Source organism: Microbacterium sp. NPDC087665, assembly GCF_044743285.1.
Taxonomy (GTDB): Bacteria; Actinomycetota; Actinomycetes; order Actinomycetales; family Microbacteriaceae; genus Microbacterium.
Genome location: NZ_JBIUWD010000001.1, coordinates 566,727 through 587,480 on the forward strand (window position 1 = coordinate 566,727; position 20,754 = coordinate 587,480).

Consider the following 20,754-nt stretch of genomic DNA (forward strand, 5'->3'; position numbering starts at 1 on the left):
GGGCGTCATCCTATCGAAACGATTCGACGCTCGGAAAGCCGGGGGAGCTATTGTCGAAGCATGAGCAGTCAGGAGCCGACCAGGCGCGCGACCATCGCCGACGTCGCCCGTGAGGCCGGAGTCGCCACGTCGACAGCATCCGTCGTCTTCAGCGGAAAGGCGAAGGTCGCCGACGCCACCCGCGAGCGCGTGCTCGCCGCCGCCGCCGACCTCGGCTACGCCGGACCCGACCCGCGCGCGGCCTCGCTGAGACGCGGACGCAGCGGAATCGTCGCCGTCGTCTTCGAGGGGCACCTGCGCAACGCGTTCCTCGACCCGGTGACCACCGCGATGATGGACGGCCTCGCCGACGGGCTCGCCGAGCTCAGTGCCGGCATCCTGCTCATGCGCGACGAGGTCGGCGAAGATGGGCCCGCACTCGCCAGCGCTCCCGTCGATGCCTACGTACTGATCGGTTGGTCGGGCCGCACGCGTGAATCGGTCGAGGTCGTGCGCGGTCGTGGCCTGCCCGTCGTCGTGATCGAGGGAGACCCGGGGGATGCGACCATCCCGCGCATCGCCCTCGACAACGCCGCCGCCTCGGCGGCCGTCGCCCAGCACGTCTACGACCTCGGCCACCGCGACGTCGCGCTCATCACCCTCACTCTCGGTCGCGATCGCGAGCGGGGACCGGTGACTCCCGAACGACTCGCCGCCGCCACCGTCGGCGTCACGATCGACCGGCTCGAGGGCATGCGGCGGGTCTTTCCCGATGCGCCCGCGATCTCGGCGGCCGGCAGCTTGATCGACGAGGGAATGGTGGTCGGACGGATGCTTCTCGCCGACGCCGCGACGCGCCCCACCGCGATCCTCGCGCAGAGCGACCTGCTCGCCGTCGGCGTGATCCGTGCCGCGGAGGAGCTGGGCCTGCGCGTGCCCGAAGACGTCTCGGTCGCCGGGTTCGACGGCATCGCGATCGACGGCCTCAGCGGCCAATCGCTCACGACGACCGTGCAGCCCGCCGTCGAGAAGGGCCGCGCGGCCGGAGAACAGATCGCCCGCATGCTCGGCGGTGAGTCCGGTGAGACGCAGAACCTCACCTGCGTCTTCCGCCCTGGCACCACCACCGGGCCGCCCGCGCGCTGAGGGTTTCTTCGGGCGGGCCCTTCGACAGGCTCAGGGACCCAGCTTCCGTTCGTGACCCGAAGAACTGGGTTGCTGAGCTTGTCGAAGCATCCCGCCCACCTGCGCTCAGCTGCGCTGCGGACCCAGCGGCAGTTCCGTCTCGCCGAAGTCGAGGATCCGATAGCGGCCGCAGTCGACGATCTCGTCGGGGATCGCCTGGATCGGCAGGTCCCACTCGACGGTCTGGCTGTCTTCGAGCAGGAAAGACACGTCGCCCGCCGCGAAGTCGGTGCGATTGACCAACCACGCGTAGCCGTTGAGCTGGTGGTCGACCTGCACGAGTCGTGCGGGGTCGTCGAGGTGGAGTTTGGGCAGCCGCATGGTCCAGAACTGGCCGGCACCGGTGCGATCGGATGCGTCGACCCAGTCAGTCACGCAGGTGAGATCGGCATCGGGCTCCTGCGACGCGGAGGCCAGGCGGGGGATGCTGAGACCCCCGACGATCAGGAGCAGAACGGCGCCCACGACCGACGCCTGCCGACGCAGCCGGGCGGGGATCGACACGGTGCGAGGAAGAGCGACGAGCGCCAGCACGGGCGCGAAGGCAGCAGGTTGCAGATACCGCGCGGCGTGCGTGCCCAGCACGACGGCGCCGATCACGACCATCAGCGGGATGCTCCACGCGGCCGCGGCGACGAGGCGTGAACCGGGGTCGTGCGCGCGCACCGTTCGCCACACCGCGAGAGTGAGGAGTGCGACGATCGCGACGGCAGCGAGGGCTCCCAGGGGCGTCGAGAGCCGGTCGCCGAGAAGGCCGCCGTAGTTCGCGATCGACTGCATCCAGAGTTCGGGTTGGGCGTACCCGGCACCCGTGTTCGCGATCCATGCCGCAAACGGAATACGCAGGAGGAAGCCGATGGCCGTGCCCACGACGAGCGCCACTACTGACGTCAACAGCCGACCGCGCCGAGCGGAACGCACCGCCCCGATGGCCAACAGAATGACGAGCGGCACGGTCGCCCATGCGGCGAACAGGGGGTTGGTGAGGGTCGAGACCGCCGCGACCACGCCGAGCACGATCGGCAGTGTGATGCTGCGCGCCTCGCGGTCGAGCATCCGTCGCACGATTCCGATCGTCAGCACCACCCCGATCACGGTCGCCGAGTAATAGGTCGTGGTGAGGGAGAGCGAGGCGAGTTCGAGCGCATCGCGCGAGGTCGAGGTCTCGGTCATCGCGAGGGCGCCGAACACGGCGAGTGCGACAACTGACCAGGCGACAGGAGAGCGTGCGGCGCGGGAGCGCCCGGCGACCAGGCGGATCGCCCCGTAGAGGGCGAGCAGGTTCACGACGGCGCTCACGGCGAGCAGTCCGTTCACGTCGAGCGGCAGAATCGCATCGAGTGCGGTGAAGACCGCAGTCTCGGGCAGGAACAGCACGCTCGACATCGCCCAGTCGAGTGGGCCGCCGGCGAGCAGCGAGCGGGAGACCATCGCCACAATCAGCGAATCGCCATCGCGGAAGAGCAGATCGGCACGTGCCGACGAAGCGACGGATGCTGCGACGATCACCGCGACGGCGGCGGCGAGCATCCACCCCACGAGCTCTCGCACCCACGTTCGCCGCACGGGCCTACTCTGCCATGTCGGGTCTTGCGGGGGACGCTTCGACGGGCTCAGCGACCCAGCGGCCCACCCCGCAGAACTAGCCGACCTGAGCCCGCAGGTCCCACACCTCTTCGATCGGGGTGAACCCCTCGCCGCCGTCCGGGCCGCGGAAGAGCTCGACGAAGCGGCCGATATCGTGCTGCCACTCCGCGTTCGCCGGGTCCTCGTCGAGAGCGGCGACCGCGGCATCCCAGTCGTCGCAGTCGACGAGGTGGAGGAGCCGGTGCCCGGAGCGCCAGATCGTCCAGTCGTGGATGCCGATGCGCGCGAACGTCGCGGCGAGGGCATCCGGAATCCGCGCGTGGTGCGCGCGGTAGTCGTCGACCGCGCCGTCGCGGATCTCGGAGTGCAGGGCGATGCGCATGGGGAGGCCTCTCAGTCGCGCGGGCGGAACGAGATCGCGACGGGGGCCGCGGCATCCGCCACATCGACCAGGATCGCACCGTGCGTGCGCGACGCGGCGACCGGCCGGTCGCCGATGCGGGCCGTCGTCTCGTCGAGCAGCCCATCGGGGTCGGGCAGACGGACGCTTCCGCGCTGATCGAGCACGGCGTGCACGGCGTCGTCGGTGCGGGTCCAGCGCAGCCACGGTTCATCCGACGGCTGCAGACGAGGTTCGGGGCGCGCGCCGAAGACCGCGTGGCCGTACCGCTCGTTCCACGACCCCAGGCCCTCGAGGGTCTGCCGCTGGGCGTCGGGCACGCGACCGGATGCTTCGAGTCCGATGTTGAGCAGCAGGTTGCCGCCGCGCGACACGACGTCGACGAGCAGGCGCACGGCCTCATCGGCCGAGAGCAGGTGCTCGGGCCCCTCGTTGCGGTTGTGGCCGAACGAGAGCCCGATTCCCCGGCAGTTCTCCCAGGCCTCGCCGACCTCGACGGCGGTGCCGTGCACGTACTCGCTGGTGCGGAAATTCCAGTGCGATTCGCCCCAGCGGTCGTTGACGACGCCGTCGGGCACGGCCTCGTAGAAGGTGTGGAAGGCGTGCGCGACACTCTTCGGCCCGGGTTCGATCCCGGCCTGCGGCCAGCGGATGTCGCCCCAGAGAATGTCGGGGCGGTACCGATCGATGAGGTCGATCAGGTGGTCGTGCGCGTACTCGGCGTAGGCGAGGTCGTCGGGGGCGGGGTCTCCGTCGTGCTCGATGGGCGGCAGGTCGGAGAAGTGCCAGTCGAGGCCGCCGGAGTAGTAGACGCCGAAGTGCAGGCCTGCCGCGCGGGTCGCATTGGCGAAGGCGGCGACGAGATCCTGCTGCGGACCGCGGGCCACGGTGTTTCGCCCGTCGGTGCCGGGGGCGTCCCACAGGGTGACGCCGTCGTGGTGCTTGGTCGTGGGGATGAAGTATCCGGCTCCAGTGGCGGCGACCAGGGCGAGCACCTCGTCGGCGTCGAACTGTTCAGCCTTCCAGTCGTCGAGGAAGTCATCGTAGGGAGCGCCGCCGTGGGCGTCGCGCTGGTGCTGCTGCGCGGGCGATCCTTCGATGCGGATCGTGTTGGCGTACCACTCGGCGTAGGGATTGTGGGCGTACCACTCGTCGCGCGGCACGGCCCCGAGCTCGCCGGTGGGCTCGGCCCAGGCGGGCACCGAGTAGGGCCCCCAGTGCACGAAGATGCCGAGCGCGGCTCCGCGGAACCATTCGGGCAGTGGCCGTTCGAAGGCGCGGTACGCCGCCGGTCGAACGGCGTCGGTCTGGAACATGGCCATCGTCGGCCCCTTTCATCACACCCTTGTGAAGGTCATCGTCTATCACGTATCCTATAGGAAATCTTGATCTCAAGGGAGAGCTTCAATGACAGACGCAGGGTTCCGCCGCACCACCGATCGCATTCCTGGCGGTGAGTGGTTCAGTGGCGCAGGCTTCGGCATCTTCGTGCACTGGGACCAGGCATCGCAGCAGGGGATCGAGATCTCCTGGCCGCTGGTCGGGCGCTCGATCATTCCGGGGGTCGACGCCGTCGACGACGCCGTGACCGTCGCGCAGTACCAGGCCACCGCCCCGACGTTCAACCCGACCGAGTGGGATGCCGCAGACCTCGCCCGCCGGGTGAAGGCAGCCGGAGCCACCTACGTCGTCTTCACCGCGCGCCACCATGCCGGATACAACATGTACTTCTCCCAGCAATCCGACTTCGGCGTCGAGCACGGTCCCTTCGGCCGCGACATCACCCGGGAGTTCGTCGACGCCGTACGCGCAGAGGGTCTCAAGGTCGGCATCTACTACAGCCTCCCCGACTGGAACCACCCCGACTATCCGGCGTTCCGCGACGACGACCTGCCCTACAAGCTCGAGCACTGGCCGGCCGCCGGGCTCGCCGAGTTCGCCGACACCCCCGACGCCACCGACCGTCACCGCCGGTCGAGCCCCGAAGAGTGGTCGCGCTACCTCGAGTACGTGCGCGCGCAGCTCACCGAACTGCTCACGAACTACGGCACGATCGACCTGCTCTGGTTCGACGGCGACTGGGAGCGTTCGGCGGTCGAGTGGACCTCGCCGGGGCTGCGACGCCTCATCAAAGAGCTGCAGCCGAACGTGGTGATCAACGACCGCCTCCCGGGCCAGGGTGACTATCGCACGCCCGAGCAGGGCTTCCCCCTCACGGTGCCGACCGGTCCGTGGGAGCTGTGCCTCACGATCGGCGACCACTGGGCCTGGCGCAAAGGCCCCGACAACGAGAAGTCGGCGCGCTCGCTGCTCGTCACGCTCATCGACGTCGTCGCCCGCGGCGGCAACCTGCTGCTCAACGTCGGGCCGGGCCCGACCGGCACGCTTCCCGAGATCGAGAACGAGCGTCTGCAGGAATTCGCCGACTGGATGGATGCTCATGCCGAAGCCGTGATCGGCGTCGAGCCCACCCAGGGCATCGACTTCCACGGTCCGACGACCGCGCGCGACGGACGCCTCTACCTGCACCTGACCGCACTCCCGGTCGACGAGATCATCGTGCGCGGCCTGCCGGTGCGCCGCATCACCCGTGTGCACCGTCTCGCCGATGGGCTCGAGCTGCAGCACGATGCCAGCTTCGAGGTGCACGAGGCATCCACCGCCGGTGACGACTCCGGCGAGCTGCGCATCGTCGCCCCCGCCCCCAGCGGCGCGCTCATCGACGTGATCGCCATCGACTTCTCCGAGTAACCCGAGCAGTACACGCAGTACTACCCACCCATCGCATCAGTTGCAGCATCCAATGAAGGAGGCAGTCAGTATGAATGCAGTCTCTAACCGGCGCGTGAAGCGCCTCGTCCTCACCGGCGTCGCCGGTGTCACGGCCCTCACCCTCGCCGGTTGCGCCGGCGGCTCGGCGGGAGGCGGCGACGACGCCGGCGGCTCACTCGTGCTCTACACGTGGGCCGCGAGCGAGGGCGATCAGCAGCAGTGGGCCGATTTCATCGAAGGTGCGCAGGCCGAAGACCCCGACCTCGACATCACCGTCGAGGGCCCGAGCTTCTCGGACTACTGGACCAAGGTGAAGACGCGCCTCTCGGGCGCCAACCCGCCCTGCCTGCTCACCACCCAGGCCGCCCGCGCCCAGGAACTGGGCGATCTGCTCATGCCGCTCGACGACCTGATCGAGAAGAGCGGCTTCGATGTCGACAACATCGACTCGTCGATGCTCAGCGGTATGACCGTCGACGGCACGATCCGCGCCATCCCCTACGACGCCGAGCCGATCGTGCTCTTCTACAACGTCGAGGCTTTCCAGGCCGCCGGCCTCGAGCTGCCCGGTGCCGAGTACACGCGCGACCAGTTCATCTCCGATGCCAAGGCGCTGACCGACGGTGACAAGAAGGGCCTCGCCCTCGCGCCCGGCATCTTCATCCCGAACGCCTGGTCGCTGGCCGATGGCGTTCCCGCCGTCACCGAAGACGGCGAGCTGGAGCTGACGAACCCCGAGTTCGTCGAGCAGATCCAGAGCTTCTTCGATCTGGTCGCGGTCGAAGAGGTCGCGAAGGCCCCGGAGGCCGCCGACGGCTCGGAGGTGTCGCAGCAGGCGTTTACGAGCGGCGCGACCCCGATGCTCATCGAGGGGCCGTGGATGTACGGCAGCTTCGCCGAGACCGCCGACTTCACCCTCGGCGTCACCATCGTCCCGTCGACCAGTGGCGAGGCATCCGCCATGACGGCCGGCTCCGGCTTCGGCATCGCCGCGAACTGCGAGCGACCCGACGAGGCGTTCGCCGCGATCACCGCCCTCACCTCGCTCTCCGTGCAGGAGAAGCAGGCCGAGGCGCGCGGCATCGTGCCCGCGCGCATCGAAGCGCTCCCGGCCTGGGCCGAGGGTAAGACCGAAGGGGCATCCGAGGTCGTCGAGGCCCTGCTCTCGAACGCGACCCCGCAGCGCACCACCCCGACCTGGAACCAGGTCGAGACCCTCATGACGCAGTACGGCGTGCAGGGCTACCGAGGTGAGCTGACGGCCGAGGAGATCATGGAAACGATCCAGAACTCGGTCGCGGGCTGAGCGGATGGCGATCATGAGCGAACGGAGCGAGGCCACGGCCTCCTCTGCGATGCCCGGCGTGGCGGGGGTGCCGATCGGCGCCCCCGCCCCGCGGGCTCCGCGCTTGCCGCGGGGACGAGGCCAGGCGTGGGTGGCGGTGGCGTTCCTCGCGCCGGGGATGATCGGCTTCGTCCTCTTCATCCTCACGCCGCTGTTCGGGTCGGCGTTCATCAGCCTCTTCGACTGGAAGCTGTTCGGCACCCCCGAGTTCATCGGCATCGAGAACTACGTCAAGCTGTTCCGCGACCCGACGTTCTACACGGTGCTGGGCAACACGCTCATCTTCGCCATCGTCTACACGGCGCTGAACCTGCTGGTCGCGCTCGTGATCTCGCTGTGGCTGAACACGAAGATGAAGGCGGCCGGAGCCTGGCGCGTCATCTTCTTCCTGCCGGTCATCACCCCGATGGTCGCCAACGCGCTCGTCTGGCGCCTGCTGCTCTCGCAGGACGGACTCGTGAACTCGATGCTCGCGACCGTCGGCATCGACGGGCCCAACTGGCTCTCCGACTCGGCGTGGGCGCTGCCCTCGGTGATCGCGATGTCGGTCTGGCAGTCGTTCGGCTACAACGTCATCGTGCTGTCGGCTGGGCTCAGCGCGATCCCGAAGGAGCTGCTCGAGGCATCGCGCATCGACGGCACGTCGGCCTGGCAGCGACTGCGGTACATCATCCTGCCGCTGCTCTCGCCGTCGCTGTTCTTCTGCTCGACCATGACGATGATCGGGGCCTTCCAGGTCTTCGTCCAACCGTTGTTCCTCACACAGGGCGGGCCGGGTGAGAGCACCAACACCTTCGTGCTCTACCTGTACCGCAACGGATTCGTCTTCGACCGGCTCGGCTATGCATCCGCCCTCGCGTGGATCCTGTTCCTCGTGGTCATGCTGATCACGGCCCTGCAGTTCGTCGGCCAGCGCAGGTGGGTGAACTATGAGTGACCGCAATCTTTCAGCGACCGCGCTGCTGATCCTTCCGCGTCGTCGGCACCGGCGCCGGGCATCCGTCAAGGAGTGGCTGAACACCGCCGCCATCGCCTTCGTCGCGCTGATCTTCGCGTTCCCGTTCATCTGGATGTTCCTCACGGCGCTCAAGCCCGAGAACGAGGTGTTCACGGCGACGCCGCAGATCTTCGGATCCGAGATCCGCTGGGCGAACTTCGTCGAGGCGTGGACGGTCGTGCCCTTCGGGCGCTTCATCCTCAACGGCCTCTTCGTGGCGATCGCCGGTGCCGCGCTCTCGGTCGTCGTCGCCGTTCTGTCGGCCTACGCCTTCTCGAGGCTGCGCTTCAAGTTCCGCGACAAGCTCTTCCTGCTGTTCGTGCTCACGCTCGTGCTCCCGCAAGAGGTGCTGGTCGTGCCGCTGTTCATCATGATCAACAGCTGGGGGTGGAACGACAGCTACGGCGCGCTCATCATCCCGTTCGCCTTCACCGCCTTCGGCACCTTCCTCATGCGGCAGTTCTTCCTCACCATCCCCATCGAGTACGAAGAGGCCGCGCTCATCGACGGCGCTTCACGACTGCGCACCCTCTGGTCGGTGCTGCTGCCGCAGCTCACCGCCCCGCTCAGCGTGCTCGCCGTCTTCTCGTTCATCGGCTACTGGAACTCGTACCTGTGGCCGCTGATCATCATCAACACACAAGAAATGGCCACCGTGCCGCTCGGGCTCGGGATGTTCACCGGCCAGTTCGGTACGCAGTGGTCTCTGCTCATGGCGGCGTCGACGCTCGCCGTCATCCCCTCGTTGATCCTCGTGCTGCTGCTGCAACGGCAGCTCATCAAGGGCGTCACCCTGGGCGGACTCGGAGGACGATGATGAACGCATCGCAGAACACCAGCTCGGGCATCCTCGAGGCGACCGCCGACGTCACCGCCGGCAGCCGCATCGTGCACGCCGAGGCGCAACTCGTCGACCTGCCCGTCGAGACCGAACGCACCGACGCGCTGCAGACGTTCGTCAAGCAGGAGACGATCTTCGTGCGGCTGCGCACGGCCGACGGCACCGAGGGTGTGGGCTACAGCTACACGATCGGCACCGGCGGGGGTGCCGTGCTCAGCCTGTTGCGCGAAACGCTGCTGCCGGCGCTGATCGGTCTCGAAGCCGAGCGCCCCGAGTCGGTCTGGCGTGCGCTGTTCGGCATCACCCGCGCGACGACCGTCGGCCCGATCACCGCGCTCGCGCTCGCCGCCGTCGACACGGCCGTCTGGGATGCGAAGACCCGACGGGCGGGCCTGCCGCTGTGGGTGGCGGCGGGTGGCGCATCCGCCTCGGTCCCGATGTACGACACCGAAGGCGGATGGCTGCACTTCAGCGCCGACGAACTGGTCGCCCATGCGGTCGCGGCGAAGGATCGCGGCATGGGCGGGGTCAAGATCAAGGTCGGGATGCCGCGGGGTCACCAAGACCTCGATCGTCTGCGCGCCGTGCGCGAAGCCGTCGGGCCCGGCATGGACATCATGGTCGACGCGAACCAGTCCTTCACCGTCTCGGAGGCCGTGCGTCGCGCGCGGCTGTTCGAGCAGGTCGACGTGTTCTGGTTCGAGGAGCCGTTGCCCGCGGAAGACATCGAGGGGCACCGGTTGCTCGCCCGGTCGACGTCGGTGCCGATCGCGGTGGGCGAGAGCATGTACTCGCTCGGGCACTTCCGCGAGCACCTGCAGCGCGGCGGGGCGTCGATCGTGCAGCCCGATGTGGCGCGCGTCGGCGGCATCACGCCGTGGCTCAAGATCGCGCACCTGGCCGAGTCGTTCAACGCCCCGGTCGCCCCGCACTTCCTGATGGAGCTGCACGTGTCGCTCGTCTGCGCCGTGCCGAACGCGCTGTACCTCGAGCACATCCCGCAGCTGCGCGCCGTGACCACGGGCGAGCTGCGCATCGAGGGCGGGCGCGGATGGGCGCCGATCGCGCCCGGACTCGGGATCGCCTGGAACGACGACGCGCTCGATCGGCTGATCGTCGAATGACCGCGAACGACCCCGTGCGGATCGGGCGCGGCGGACTGACCGCACCGCCCGTCGGCTACGGCGCGGCCTCGCTCGGCAACCTCTACCGGGCGCTCGCCGACGACGAGTGGCCCGAGGTGGTTCCCGCGGCGTGGGGCGGGGGCATCCGCTACTTCGACGTCGCCCCGCACTACGGTCTCGGCCTCGCCGAGCGGCGTCTGGGCGAGAGCCTGCGGGCGCTGCCGCGTGACGAGTACATCGTCTCGACCAAGGTCGGGCGACTGCTCGTGCCACAGGATGCCGCGGGCCGCACCGACATCGACAACCTGTTCGCCGTGCCCGCTGATCATCGGCGCGTGCGCGACTACTCGCGCGACGGTGTGCTGCGCTCCATCGAGGACTCGCTGAACCGGCTCGGCCTCGACCGGATCGACCTGGTTCTCGTGCACGACCCCGACGAGTACGAGCGCGAGGCCCTCGACGGCGCGTTCCCCGCACTGAGCGAGCTGCGCGACCAGGGCGTGATCCGCTCGTTCGGCGCCGGGATGAACCAGAGCGCGATGCTCACCCGGTTCGTCACCGAGACCGACGCCGACGTCATGATGGTCGCCGGCCGGTGGACGCTGCTCGACCAGTCGGCCGCCGACGATCTGCTGCCCGCCGCCCTCGCACGCGACGTGTCGGTGATCGCCGCCGCGGTCTTCAACTCGGGGATCCTCGCGACGGATGCTCCGCGCCGGGGAGACACGTTCGACTACGGGCCCGCCGACCGGGCGGTCATCGATCGGGCGCAGGCGATCCGCGAGATCGCCCACCGCCATGGCAGCACGCTCCCCGAACTCGCCGTGCAGTATCCGCTTACCCACCCCGCCGTGGCAGCCGTCGTGAGGGGGGGAGCCAGCGCGGCGCAGGTCGCTCGCAACAGCGCGCTCACCGATCGCACGGTCGCCGATGAGGTGTGGGTCGAACTGCGGGAACACGGGCTGATCAGCCGTTCAGCCGTTCCCGCGCGGCACGCTCCAGCACGCGAAGGGCAACCCGTACGATGAGACTCATGTTCAGCGACGACGAGGCCCGAGGCCCCCGGGCGCTCCCCGCGCGTCGCGCCCTCGTCGACGACGTGTACGACGCCGTGCTCGGTCTGCTCATGGACCGGGTGATCGAACCCGGTGCCCGCGTGAACATCGATGCCGTCGCCCGCGACCTCGACGTCTCGCCGACGCCTGTGCGCGAGGCGCTCACCCGACTCGAGTCCGAGGGGCTCGTCGCGAAGCGTGCGCTGAAGGGCTATGTCGCAGCTCCGCTGCTCGACGCCGCCGGCCTGCGCGACCTCTACGACATGCGCGAACTCCTCGAGCCCGAGGCCGCCCGCCGCGCCTCCACCCACCTCGATGCGGCGACCGAGGCCGAACTCGCCGAGTCGGTCGTGCAGATGCGCACGGCATCCGCCCCCGATGAAGACGAACGCTTCCGCAACTACCGGCACTTCATCGACGAAGACCTGCACTTCCACCACCTCATCGCCGACCACGCGCACAGCCCGCTGCTGTCGGAGGCGATCGTGCGCCTGCGCTCGCACATGCACCTGTACCGCCTGAACTTCCGCCACGACTTCGAAGACGACACCGTCAGCGAGCACGAGCGGATCCTCGCCGCGCTGCGCGCGCGCGACCCCGAGGGTGCGGCCGCGGCGATGCTCGCGCACATCGAGAACTCGTACGCGCGCCTCGGTCCGGTGCTCGCCGCGCGGGCCGACGACGCGTCGGAGTAGCCCGGGGCGGCCCTGACGAAGGGCCGCGGCCTAACGGTTCCCTAACGCCAGGTAGAATAGGAGCAGACACCCGCCCGCCTGTGCCGTTTTCCCCCGGCCGACGAGCCCCGAGGAGCCGCGTATATGCTGACGCTCCTCGCCGTGTTCCTCCTCGGGTCTCTCCTGATGCCCGTTCTGGTGCGCTGGCTGGGGTCGCTGGCATTCGTCTTCGCCGCACTCATTCCCGCCGCGGCATTCATCCAGGCGCTCGTCATGACGCCGCAGGTGATCGCCGGCGACTCGCCCTTCGAGACCGTCGAGTGGATCCCGCAGCTCGGTCTGAACCTGTCGATGAACATGGATGTGCTCGGCTGGGTGCTCACCCTCATCGTCACCGGCGTCGGCTCGCTGGTGCTGCTGTACTGCCGCTGGTACTTCCTCGACGACACCGCCGGCATCGGGCAGTTCGCGGGCGTGCTGCTCGGCTTCGCCGGTGCGATGTACGGTCTCGTGCTCACCGACGACCTGGTCATGCTCGTCATGTTCTGGGAGGTGACGAGCATCCTCTCGTACCTCCTCATCGGCCACTATCGCCGTCGTGCGGCCAGCCGTCGTGCGGCCCTGCAGGCGCTGCTGGTCACCACGCTCGGCGGGCTCGTCATGTTCGTCGGCGTGGTTCTCCTGGTGGTGGATGCCGGTACCAGCAGCATTCGCGAGATCCTCGCGATCGTTCCGACCGGACCGATGGTGGATGCCGCGATCGTCATGCTCCTGATCGGCGCGATCAGCAAGTCCGCGATCTTCCCCTTCCACTTCTGGCTGCCCGGAGCGATGGCGGCGCCGACCCCGGTGAGCGCCTACCTGCACGCGGCCGCCATGGTGAAGGCCGGCATCTACCTCATCGCGCGCTTCGCGCCCATCTTCGCGATGAGCGCACCCTGGCGTCCGATCGTCATCAGCCTCGGCATCCTGACCATGCTGATCGGGGGAATCCAGGCGCTGCGCGAGACCGACCTCAAGCGCATCCTCGCGTTCGGCACGGTCAGTCAGCTCGGTTTCTTCGCCGTCGTCGTGGGCTACGGCACGCAGGCCGCAGCCCTCGCGGGACTCGCCCTGGTCATCGGTCACGCCCTGTTCAAGTCGGCGCTGTTCCTGATCGTCGGTGTGATCGACCGTCAACTCTCCACCCGTGACATCAACGAGCTCTCCGGCGTCGGACGCCAGGCGCCGGTCATGGCGACTGCGGCATTCATCTCGGTCGCGTCGATGGCCGGCATCGCTCCGACCCTCGGATTCGTCGCCAAGGAGTCCACGCTCACGGCACTCCTCGACGACGCGATCGGGGGCTCCGCCTGGGGTCTCGTCGCGCTCATCGGCGTGATCCTCGGATCCATGCTCACCGCGGCATATGGTGTGCGGTTCCTCTGGGGAGCCTTCTGGACGAAGCGCGACGAGCAGGGCGCACGCATGCCCGACACGCTCTGGCCCGACCCGCCCGTCGGCTTCCTCTCGGCACCGATCATCCTCGCCGGGGTCACGCTGGCCGCCGGAATCGGCGCCCCGGCGCTTGACGTCGCGCTGCAGGGCTACGCCGTCACCGCGACACCGGGGCTCGATGCCGAAGGCGTCGCCGTCGAAGGCCCCGGTCACCTCGCGCTCTGGCACGGCCTCGAGCCCGCGCTCGTCATCTCGATCCTCTCGATCCTGCTCGGGTTCGGCCTCTTCGTGCTCACGCGCCGCACGGGCTGGGACCGCAAGGCCCGCATGCTGCGGTTCACCGCCGCCGACGTCTACTACCTCGTCATGCGCGGCATCGACCGGCTCTCGGTGCTCAGCACCACGCTCACCCAGCGCGGTTCGCTGCCCGTCTACGTCGGCACGATCTTCGTCGTCTTCGTCGCCGCCGAGGTCACCGCCCTGGTCGCGACCGACATCGACCGGTTCCAGCTGTCGGCCTGGCACACGCCCGCGCAGATCGTCGTCGCGCCGATCATGGCCGCGGCCGGCGTCTTCGCCGTGCGTGCGCAGAAGCGGTACACGGGCGTGGTGCTCGTGTCGGTGACCGGTCTCGGCATGGTCGTGCTGTTCGCGACCAGCGGCGCACCCGACCTCGCCCTCACGCAGATCCTCGTCGAGACCGTCACCATGGTCACGTTCGCCCTGGTGCTGCGGCGGCTCCCCTCGAAGATGGGCGAGCACAACGCATCCGTCGGTCGCATCCCCCGCGCCCTGCTCGCCGTCGGCGTGGGTCTCACGATGGCCCTCGTCGCCGTGGTCGCGACGCAGTCCCGCATCCACGAGCCGATCTCGACGTCTTTCGCGCAACTCGCCTACGAGATCGGGCACGGCAAGAACGTCGTCAACGTCGCGCTCGTCGACCTGCGCGGGTGGGACACGATGGGCGAGCTCTCGGTGCTCGTGCTCGCCGCCACCGGCGTCGCCTCGCTCGTGTTCGTCACGCACCGTGCCGACCTGCTCGCTGCGACCAAGACGCTGCCGCGCTCGAAGCGCCGCCGCACGCAGAGCCGACCGCTGGTCGAGACGACCGACGGCATCCGCTTCCAGACGTCCGAGAACGAGAACAGCCCGCGCGCATGGCTCGTCGGTGGTCAGAAGATGAACCCCGAGAACCGGTCGATCCTGCTCGAAGTGATCGTGCGCGTGCTCTTCCACACCATCATCGTCGTGTCGATCTTCCTGCTCTTCTCGGGTCACAACCTTCCGGGAGGCGGCTTCGCCGGCGGTCTCGTGGCGGGCATGGCACTCGTCATGCGCTACATCGCCGGCGGCCGCTGGGAGCTGGGGGCCGCCGCGCCCACCGACGCCGGACGCCTGCTCGGGTTCGGTCTCATCCTCGCCGTCGGTACCGCCGTGATCCCGATGTTCTTCGGACTCTCGCCCCTCACCAGCTCGTTCTGGGAGTGGGAGATCCCCGGCCTCGGCCACATGGAGTTCGTCACCTCGACGATCTTCGACATCGGCGTCTACCTCGTCGTCATCGGCCTGGTGCTCGACGTGCTCCGCAGCCTCGGTGCCGAGGTCGACCGTCAGACCCAGGCGCTGCGCGACCCGCGCGCCCCGATGCGCGAGAGGCGGGTGGGCAGCTGATGGACGTCTCGCTCACTCTCATCGTCATCATGGCGGTGCTGTTCGCTTGCGGCGTCTACGCGATGCTCGAGCGCAGCCTCACCCGCGTGCTCATCGGCTTCCTGCTGCTCGGCAATGCGACCAACCTCCTGCTGCTCATCGTCATGGGCGTTCCGGGCAACGCCCCGTTCTTCGGCGTCGACGGCGACATCAGCGACCCGCTCCCGCAAGCACTGACCCTCACCGCGATCGTCATCACCTTCGCGGTCTCGGCGTTCCTCCTGGCGCTCATCTATCGTTCCTGGCAGCTGGGTCAGGCCGACACCGTCGAAGACGACGAGGCCGACATCGCGCTCCGCGAGCGCACCGACGCCGACGAAGACCTCATGGACGACGAGTCCGAGACCGACGACGACGAGGCGACCACCGACTTCGTGGGCGTGCAGACCGCGCCCATCACGGTGCTGCACATGCGCGACCACCCGTCGATCCACGACGATGCCCCGGTGGATCGCGAGTACGGCTCGTATCCGGTCGATGATCCGCAGACCGATGCCGAGTCCGACGCGGCATCGGATGCGGCATCCGTCCTGACCGATGAATCGGCCCCGCCCGATGACGAGGCGGAGGACGACGCCTCGGCCGAGTCTTCCGGCTTCCGCGCCGACGCCGACACGCACCCATCCGAGGCGCACGAGACCGACGCGGCGGACGCCGCCCGTGACACCGCCGCCGACACGGCATCCGACGACACCGCCCCCGGGCACACCGACGAGGAGGACCGCCCATGAGCGCCCTCGTCCCCCTGCTCGTCGCCCTGCCGCTGTTCGGGGCGGCCGTCACCCTGGTCTTCGGACGCAACCCGCGCCTGCAGGTCGCCGTCACCGTCATCACCCTCGCCGCCGTCTCGGTCATCGCCGCCGTGCTGCTGGTGGCGGTGGATGCCGGGGCGCCGATCGCCGTCTCGGTCGGTGGATGGCCGGTGCCGTTCGGCATCGTGCTGTACGTCGACCGCCTCGCCGCACTGCTCGTGCTCATCTCGAGCATCGTGCTGCTCGCCGTGCTCCTGTTCTCGATCGGTCAGGGAGCGGCCGACGGCACCGACGAGACCCCGATCTCGATCTTCAACCCGTCGTACCTGATCCTCGCCGCGGGCATCTTCAACGCGTTCATCGCGGGCGACCTCTTCAACCTCTACGTCGGCTTCGAGATCCTGCTCGTCGCGTCGTACGTGCTGATCACCCTCGGCAGCACCGAGTCGCGCATCCGCACCGGCGCCGTCTACATCGTCGTGTCGCTGGTCTCGTCGATCCTGTTCCTCGCCGCGATCGCGATGATCTACGGCGCCGTCGGCACCGTGAACATGGCGCAGATCGCCGAGCGGATGTCGGAGCTGCCGCAAGAGACGCAGCTGGTGCTGCATCTCATGCTGGTCGTCGCCTTCGGCATCAAGGCCGCCATCTTCCCTGTGTCGTTCTGGCTGCCCGACTCGTACCCGACCGCTCCGGCGCCGGTCACGGCGGTCTTCGCGGGATTGCTGACCAAGGTCGGCGTCTACGCGCTCATCCGCACCGAGACGCAGTTGTTCGCCTCGAACAGCATCGACACGGTGCTGCTGATCATCGCCCTGGCCACGATGATCGTCGGCGTGCTCGGCGCCGTGGCGCAGGCCGAACTCAAACGAATCCTGTCGTTCACGCTCGTCAGCCACGTCGGATACATGATCTTCGGCCTCGCGATCGCGACGCCGGCGGCGATCGGCGCGACGGTGTACTACATCGTCCACCACATCGTCGTGCAGACCACCCTGTTCCTCGCCGTGGGGCTGGTCGAACGAAGAGCCGGCAGCACCTCGATCCTGCGGGTCAAGGGGCTGCTCAAGATCGCACCAGTGATCGCCGTGCTCTACTTCATCCCCGCCATCAACCTCGGCGGACTGCCACCGTTCTCGGGGTTCATCGGCAAGTTCGCGCTGTTCGAAGCCGCGGCATCCATCGGCACCCCGCTCATGCTCGTGCTGATCGGCGGCGGCATCATCACCTCGCTGCTCACCCTCTACGCCCTCATGCGCGCCTGGAACCTCGCGTTCTGGCGCGAGACCGAGGACTCCACCGAGACCGAGGGACGCATCTCGTACCTCGGCAACGCACCCGCCGCCGATGAGCAGCAGGAGCGTCGCCGCATCCCGAAGATCATGACCGTGTCGACGGCGGGAATGGTCGGCGTGACGCTGGCGCTCACCGTCTTCGCCGGCCCGCTCTACGCCCTCTGCGATCGCATCGGCGAGGTTCTCCTGCAGCCCGTGAACCTCGTGCAGCTCGAAGAGGAGGTCGGCGGATGACCCCCACGACCAAGCGGCACGTCTGGCGCGACATCCGCGCGCAGATCCCGTTCCTGGTGTGGCTCGTCGTGCTCTGGATGCTGCTGTGGGCGCAGTTCACCCTGCTGGCCTTCCTCACCGGGCTCATCGTCGCGGTCTTCGTCACTCGCGTGTTCCGTCTGCCGACCGTCGAGCTGTCGGGGCGCGTGAACGTCTGGTACGCGGCGGTGTTCGTCGTGCAGTTCCTGTGGGCGGTGCTGCGCGGTGCGCTCTCGGTGACGGTGCAGGTGTTCGACTTCCGCCGCCAGCCGGGAGCCGCGATCATGGCGGTGCCGCTGCGCTACGCCGACGACCTCGTCATGACCCACGTCGCCGTGGTGTCGTCGTTGGTGCCCGGCTCGCTGGTCGTCGAAGCCGACCGTGACCGTCGGGTGCTGTACCTGCACGTGATCGGCGTGCGCAACGCCGCCGACGTCGAGAAGCAGCGCCAGGGCGTGCTGCGGTGGGAGCAGCGGGTGGTGCGGGCGCTCGGCGATCCCGCCCAGTACCGCGAGCTCAAGGCCGACGAACGAGCGCGCAAGGGCAGCCTCCCGACCGGAGCCGCGACGAAGGGCGGGACCCGATGAACATCCTGCTCACCGTCATCATGGTCGTGTTCGGCATCGCCGCGATCCTCACCGTCGTGCGGATCTTCCGCGGTCCCTCGATCCTCGACCGCGCCGTCGCCTCCGACGTGCTGCTCACCGAGGTGATGTGCGTGCTCGGTGCCGAGATGGCGATCAACGGCCACACCCGCAGCATCCCGGTCATGCTGATCATCGCGGCGATCGGCGTCTTCGGATCCATCGCCGTGGCCCGATTCGTCGCGAGAAGGGACAACACCACACCATGAACGTGTTCGGCCTTCTCATCCCCGACACCGTCATCGACGTGGCGGTGCTCGTGCTCATCCTGCTCGGCGCACTGCTCTGCCTGTCGGCCGCCGTCGGTCTGCTGCACTTCCGCGATGTGCCCTCGCGGCTGCACGCGGCCACCAAGCCGCAGGTGCTCGGGCTGCTGTTCATCTGCCTCGCGGTCGCGCTGTCGCAGCGCAGTGTCGGCGGCATCCTCGTCGGTCTGCTGCTGGTCGCCCCGATCGTCCTCATGCAGTTCGCGACCGCCCCGCTCTCGGCGCACATCGTGGGCCGCCAGGCGTACCGCAACGGCTCGGCCGATCAGCGCAACCTCGTCGTCGACGACCTCTCCGACGCCAAGCAGACCCCGCCCGGCGCGGGGTAGGTTCTGCGGGTCGCTCGGTTCGGGTCGGCGGCGCTGGCCCTAACTCAGGACAAATCTGCGCGTGTGGGCCGGTTTGGGGCAATATGGCCGTTGATCGGGACGATTGTCCTGAGTTAGGGACAGCGGCTCCGGCTGCCACTCTTCCTCCCCAGGCGAAACTCTGCGGCGAGCTGTGCACATCAGCCTGAGATCAGCTCCAGCGAACCGACTCACCCCACATCCTGTGGGGATGCACGCCTCACCCGTTCAGCTGGCCGCCGCACTCTTCGCGCCCGCGCTCTTCACACGGCAGGACCTGCGCGACCATGGCTTCTCACGCCGCCGCATCGAAGAAGAACTGCGGAGTGGTCGGCTCGTCCGTGTGCGACGCGATCGGTACGCACGCGCGGAGGAGCACGACGCGATCGCCACGGCCGCGCGGATGGGCGGTCGTGTCACTTGTCTCACGGTGCTGCGGATGCTCGACATATTCGTGTTGTCGGCCGATGCGGTCGTTCACGTACAGGTACCGAGAAGCAGTTCGCGGTTCGAGCGACCCGTCGGCGCAGACTTCCGGCTGCACTGGGATCGGACAGCCACGCGCGAACTCCTGCACGTGGCCACCCTCGAGGAGGCAGTTCGGCATGCGATGAGGTGTCAGGAGCCGCGAGCCGCACTGGCGACGCTCGACAGCCTCGCTCACCATGCCCTGCTCACGAAGGACCAGCTGCGGCGAATCTTCGCTGATCTCCCGAGGCGATTCCGGGCGCTCCTGCGCCTGGTCGACTCGACGGCGGAGTCTGGACCGGAGACTTTCGTGCGCCTGATGTTGCGCGCGCTCGGCCTGTCCTTCGAGACCCAGGTCTGGATCGGCGGGGTCGGACGAGTCGATTTCGTCGTCGAAGGGTGGCTGATCATCGAGTGCGACAGCAAGGAATTCCACGAGGGCTGGGACAAGCAGAAGGAAGATCGCCGACGCGACCTCGCGGCAGCTTGCCTCGGATATGTGACGATCCGACCGCTCGCGTCAGAGATTCTCTACGACTCGATGGCAGTGCAGCAGAGCATTCTGCGCGTGGTCGACGCGCTGGGTCCGCGTTTCGTGCGACCTGGTCGTCCATAACTCAGGACAAATCGCCTATCCCACACTGGAAGCAGCGGCCAGATGGCTCCTCGCCTCCATCCGTCCTGAGTTACGGTCCGCGCCGCGGCGCGATCTGCCGCAGCGATTCGCGGCACCCGGCGTCTCTAACTCAGGACAGCCGAGCCTCCGTTGGCAGTATGAGAGCCGACTGCGGGGTTCAGCGACGGTTTGTCCTGAGTTATGGACGACCAGGCCGAGCGGGGCACGCCTCACAGCGCGTCGGCGAAGCCCTGGATCAGGCGCGCGGCGGGCGCGGAGTCGGTGATCAGCGTGCCGTGGCCGTGGTCGGGGATGACTTCGAGCTGCGCGCCGGGGATCTCATCGACGATCTCCTGGCACCAGCTCATCGGGGCGAGCGGGTCGTCTTCGCCGCGCAGCACCAGCACGGGCGCATCGATACGGGCGAACGCCTTCTCGGGCTGGTGCGCGATGGTCGCGCGCATCTTGCGGAACAGGTGCGGGCCGCCTCGGAGGTACTCGCGCGCACCGCGCCAGATGACCAGCGGGCGCTCCCCGATGAGGTCGCTCAGCAGGTAGGTCGCCTGCGCGCCGATGTTGCGCGCCGCCTTGTTGACGGTGGGGCCGGCGAGGATGACGCCTTCGACGAGCAGCGGATGCCGCGCCGCGAGTTCCGCCGCGATCTGGCTGCCCATCGAGTGCCCGATAACGACGACGGGGTCGGATCCGGTGTGGCGCAGGTAGGCCGCGACGAGGTCGGCGTGGCGCTCCATCGTGAGGGTGCGGGTCGGCTCGGGCGCCTCACCGAAACCGGGAAGGTCGAGGGCGATCACGCGTCCGCGCAGGCGCTGCACGACGTCGAGGTACACGCTGCGTCCCATGCCGATGCCGTGCAGCAGCAGGAAGGTGTGGTCTCCCTCACCGAAGGTCTCGGCGATGAGGGTGGATCCTGCGTGCTCGAACTCCAGCAGGGTGACGGGGGTGCCCTTCGGGGCGAGGTAACTGGTGGGCACCTGTCAACGGTAGCCG

Annotated in this window: 18 protein-coding genes and 1 pseudogene; 15 read left to right on the forward strand and 4 right to left on the reverse strand. The window is 68.6% G+C overall.

All coding sequences use genetic code 11. The features are described 5' to 3' along the window. Positions 1–60 precede the first annotated feature (60 nt). Complete coding sequence (locus ACIOSY_RS02740) at positions 61–1,125, forward strand: LacI family DNA-binding transcriptional regulator (protein WP_400848607.1); 1,065 nt, start codon at positions 61–63, stop codon at positions 1,123–1,125. 105 nt (positions 1,126–1,230) lie between these two features. Here ACIOSY_RS02740 and ACIOSY_RS02745 read toward each other — a convergent pair whose 3' ends face one another. From ACIOSY_RS02745 to ACIOSY_RS02755, 3 genes are all read right to left on the reverse strand, one after another. After that, on the reverse strand, positions 1,231–2,730 hold the full coding sequence (locus ACIOSY_RS02745; protein WP_400848610.1) for a hypothetical protein: 1,500 nt from the start codon (positions 2,728–2,730) through the stop codon (positions 1,231–1,233). Between the two features lie 76 nt (positions 2,731–2,806). After that, positions 2,807–3,133: an L-rhamnose mutarotase gene (locus tag ACIOSY_RS02750; protein WP_400848613.1), complete on the reverse strand. Its 327-nt coding sequence runs from the start codon at positions 3,131–3,133 to the stop codon at positions 2,807–2,809. A gap of 11 nt (positions 3,134–3,144) precedes the next feature. Beyond that, on the reverse strand, positions 3,145–4,473 hold the full coding sequence (locus tag ACIOSY_RS02755; protein ID WP_400848616.1) for an alpha-L-fucosidase: 1,329 nt from the start codon (positions 4,471–4,473) through the stop codon (positions 3,145–3,147). An 85-nt stretch (positions 4,474–4,558) separates the two neighbouring features. On the opposite strand from ACIOSY_RS02755, the gene ACIOSY_RS02760 reads away from it, so the two are divergent. From ACIOSY_RS02760 to ACIOSY_RS02825, 14 genes and pseudogenes are all read left to right on the forward strand, one after another. Continuing rightward, entirely contained in the window at positions 4,559–5,902 is a 1,344-nt protein-coding gene (locus tag ACIOSY_RS02760) for an alpha-L-fucosidase (protein WP_400848619.1), read from the forward strand. Between the two features lie 70 nt (positions 5,903–5,972). Beyond that, entirely contained in the window at positions 5,973–7,229 is a 1,257-nt protein-coding gene (locus tag ACIOSY_RS02765) for an ABC transporter substrate-binding protein (RefSeq protein WP_400848621.1), read from the forward strand. 13 nt (positions 7,230–7,242) lie between these two features. Continuing rightward, on the forward strand, positions 7,243–8,205 hold the full coding sequence (locus tag ACIOSY_RS02770; RefSeq protein ID WP_400848624.1) for a carbohydrate ABC transporter permease: 963 nt from the start codon (positions 7,243–7,245) through the stop codon (positions 8,203–8,205). Further along, positions 8,198–9,082, forward strand: coding sequence for a carbohydrate ABC transporter permease (locus ACIOSY_RS02775; protein WP_400848627.1), 885 nt, complete (start codon positions 8,198–8,200; stop codon positions 9,080–9,082). The genes ACIOSY_RS02770 and ACIOSY_RS02775 overlap by 8 nt, the downstream gene beginning before the upstream one ends. Beyond that, positions 9,082–10,230: a mandelate racemase/muconate lactonizing enzyme family protein gene (locus ACIOSY_RS02780; protein ID WP_400848630.1), complete on the forward strand. Its 1,149-nt coding sequence runs from the start codon at positions 9,082–9,084 to the stop codon at positions 10,228–10,230. Before ACIOSY_RS02775 ends, ACIOSY_RS02780 begins: the two co-directional genes overlap by 1 nt. Further along, positions 10,227–11,258, forward strand: a complete 1,032-nt coding sequence (locus ACIOSY_RS02785; RefSeq protein WP_400848633.1) for an aldo/keto reductase — start codon at positions 10,227–10,229, stop codon at positions 11,256–11,258. The genes ACIOSY_RS02780 and ACIOSY_RS02785 overlap by 4 nt, the downstream gene beginning before the upstream one ends. A gap of 5 nt (positions 11,259–11,263) precedes the next feature. Further along, positions 11,264–11,980, forward strand: coding sequence for a GntR family transcriptional regulator (locus ACIOSY_RS02790; RefSeq protein ID WP_400848636.1), 717 nt, complete (start codon positions 11,264–11,266; stop codon positions 11,978–11,980). 123 nt (positions 11,981–12,103) lie between these two features. Next, on the forward strand, positions 12,104–15,067 hold the full coding sequence (locus ACIOSY_RS02795) for a Na+/H+ antiporter subunit A (protein ID WP_400848639.1): 2,964 nt from the start codon (positions 12,104–12,106) through the stop codon (positions 15,065–15,067). After that, positions 15,067–15,570, forward strand: a pseudogene (locus ACIOSY_RS02800) (Na(+)/H(+) antiporter subunit C); the annotation flags it as partial. The gene ACIOSY_RS02795 and the pseudogene ACIOSY_RS02800, both read left to right, overlap by 1 nt. A 263-nt stretch (positions 15,571–15,833) precedes the next feature. Continuing rightward, complete coding sequence (locus ACIOSY_RS02805) at positions 15,834–17,387, forward strand: Na+/H+ antiporter subunit D (RefSeq protein ID WP_400848642.1); 1,554 nt, start codon at positions 15,834–15,836, stop codon at positions 17,385–17,387. Continuing rightward, entirely contained in the window at positions 17,384–17,992 is a 609-nt protein-coding gene (locus ACIOSY_RS02810; RefSeq protein ID WP_400848645.1) for a Na+/H+ antiporter subunit E, read from the forward strand. Before ACIOSY_RS02805 ends, ACIOSY_RS02810 begins: the two co-directional genes overlap by 4 nt. Continuing rightward, positions 17,989–18,258 carry a monovalent cation/H+ antiporter complex subunit F gene (locus ACIOSY_RS02815; RefSeq protein ID WP_400848648.1) on the forward strand — a complete coding sequence of 90 codons (270 nt, stop codon included), beginning with the start codon at positions 17,989–17,991 and terminating at the stop codon, positions 18,256–18,258. The genes ACIOSY_RS02810 and ACIOSY_RS02815 overlap by 4 nt, the downstream gene beginning before the upstream one ends. Next, positions 18,255–18,644 (forward strand): monovalent cation/H(+) antiporter subunit G, encoded by a 390-nt coding sequence (mnhG, locus tag ACIOSY_RS02820; RefSeq protein WP_400848651.1) that lies wholly within the window; start codon positions 18,255–18,257, stop codon positions 18,642–18,644. Before ACIOSY_RS02815 ends, mnhG begins: the two co-directional genes overlap by 4 nt. 457 nt (positions 18,645–19,101) lie before the next feature. Beyond that, the gene (locus tag ACIOSY_RS02825; RefSeq protein WP_400849085.1) at positions 19,102–19,746 is read left to right on the forward strand and encodes an endonuclease domain-containing protein; all 645 of its coding nucleotides are present in this window, start codon (positions 19,102–19,104) and stop codon (positions 19,744–19,746) included. 230 nt (positions 19,747–19,976) lie between these two features. Here ACIOSY_RS02825 and ACIOSY_RS02830 read toward each other — a convergent pair whose 3' ends face one another. Continuing rightward, positions 19,977–20,738 (reverse strand): alpha/beta fold hydrolase, encoded by a 762-nt coding sequence (locus ACIOSY_RS02830; protein WP_400848654.1) that lies wholly within the window; start codon positions 20,736–20,738, stop codon positions 19,977–19,979. Positions 20,739–20,754 lie beyond the last annotated feature (16 nt).

What these genes read in the sequence shown, in the direction of transcription:
- ACIOSY_RS02790 (WP_400848636.1), top strand. Translation starts at nt 11,264, where the DNA reads ATGTTCAGCGACGACGAGGCCCGAGGCCCCCGGGCGCTCCCCGCGCGT.
- ACIOSY_RS02775 (WP_400848627.1), top strand. Translation starts at nt 8,198, where the DNA reads ATGAGTGACCGCAATCTTTCAGCGACCGCGCTGCTGATCCTTCCGCGT.
- ACIOSY_RS02780 (WP_400848630.1), top strand. Translation starts at nt 9,082, where the DNA reads ATGAACGCATCGCAGAACACCAGCTCGGGCATCCTCGAGGCGACCGCC.
- ACIOSY_RS02795 (WP_400848639.1), top strand. Translation starts at nt 12,104, where the DNA reads ATGCTGACGCTCCTCGCCGTGTTCCTCCTCGGGTCTCTCCTGATGCCC.
- ACIOSY_RS02825 (WP_400849085.1), top strand. Translation starts at nt 19,102, where the DNA reads ATGCTCGACATATTCGTGTTGTCGGCCGATGCGGTCGTTCACGTACAG.
- ACIOSY_RS02810 (WP_400848645.1), top strand. Translation starts at nt 17,384, where the DNA reads ATGACCCCCACGACCAAGCGGCACGTCTGGCGCGACATCCGCGCGCAG.
- ACIOSY_RS02805 (WP_400848642.1), top strand. Translation starts at nt 15,834, where the DNA reads ATGAGCGCCCTCGTCCCCCTGCTCGTCGCCCTGCCGCTGTTCGGGGCG.
- ACIOSY_RS02750 (WP_400848613.1), bottom strand. Translation starts at nt 3,133, where the DNA reads ATGCGCATCGCCCTGCACTCCGAGATCCGCGACGGCGCGGTCGACGAC.
- ACIOSY_RS02740 (WP_400848607.1), top strand. Translation starts at nt 61, where the DNA reads ATGAGCAGTCAGGAGCCGACCAGGCGCGCGACCATCGCCGACGTCGCC.
- ACIOSY_RS02785 (WP_400848633.1), top strand. Translation starts at nt 10,227, where the DNA reads ATGACCGCGAACGACCCCGTGCGGATCGGGCGCGGCGGACTGACCGCA.
- ACIOSY_RS02755 (WP_400848616.1), bottom strand. Translation starts at nt 4,473, where the DNA reads ATGGCCATGTTCCAGACCGACGCCGTTCGACCGGCGGCGTACCGCGCC.
- ACIOSY_RS02815 (WP_400848648.1), top strand. Translation starts at nt 17,989, where the DNA reads ATGAACATCCTGCTCACCGTCATCATGGTCGTGTTCGGCATCGCCGCG.
- ACIOSY_RS02770 (WP_400848624.1), top strand. Translation starts at nt 7,243, where the DNA reads ATGAGCGAACGGAGCGAGGCCACGGCCTCCTCTGCGATGCCCGGCGTG.
- ACIOSY_RS02760 (WP_400848619.1), top strand. Translation starts at nt 4,559, where the DNA reads ATGACAGACGCAGGGTTCCGCCGCACCACCGATCGCATTCCTGGCGGT.
- ACIOSY_RS02765 (WP_400848621.1), top strand. Translation starts at nt 5,973, where the DNA reads ATGAATGCAGTCTCTAACCGGCGCGTGAAGCGCCTCGTCCTCACCGGC.
- mnhG (WP_400848651.1), top strand. Translation starts at nt 18,255, where the DNA reads ATGAACGTGTTCGGCCTTCTCATCCCCGACACCGTCATCGACGTGGCG.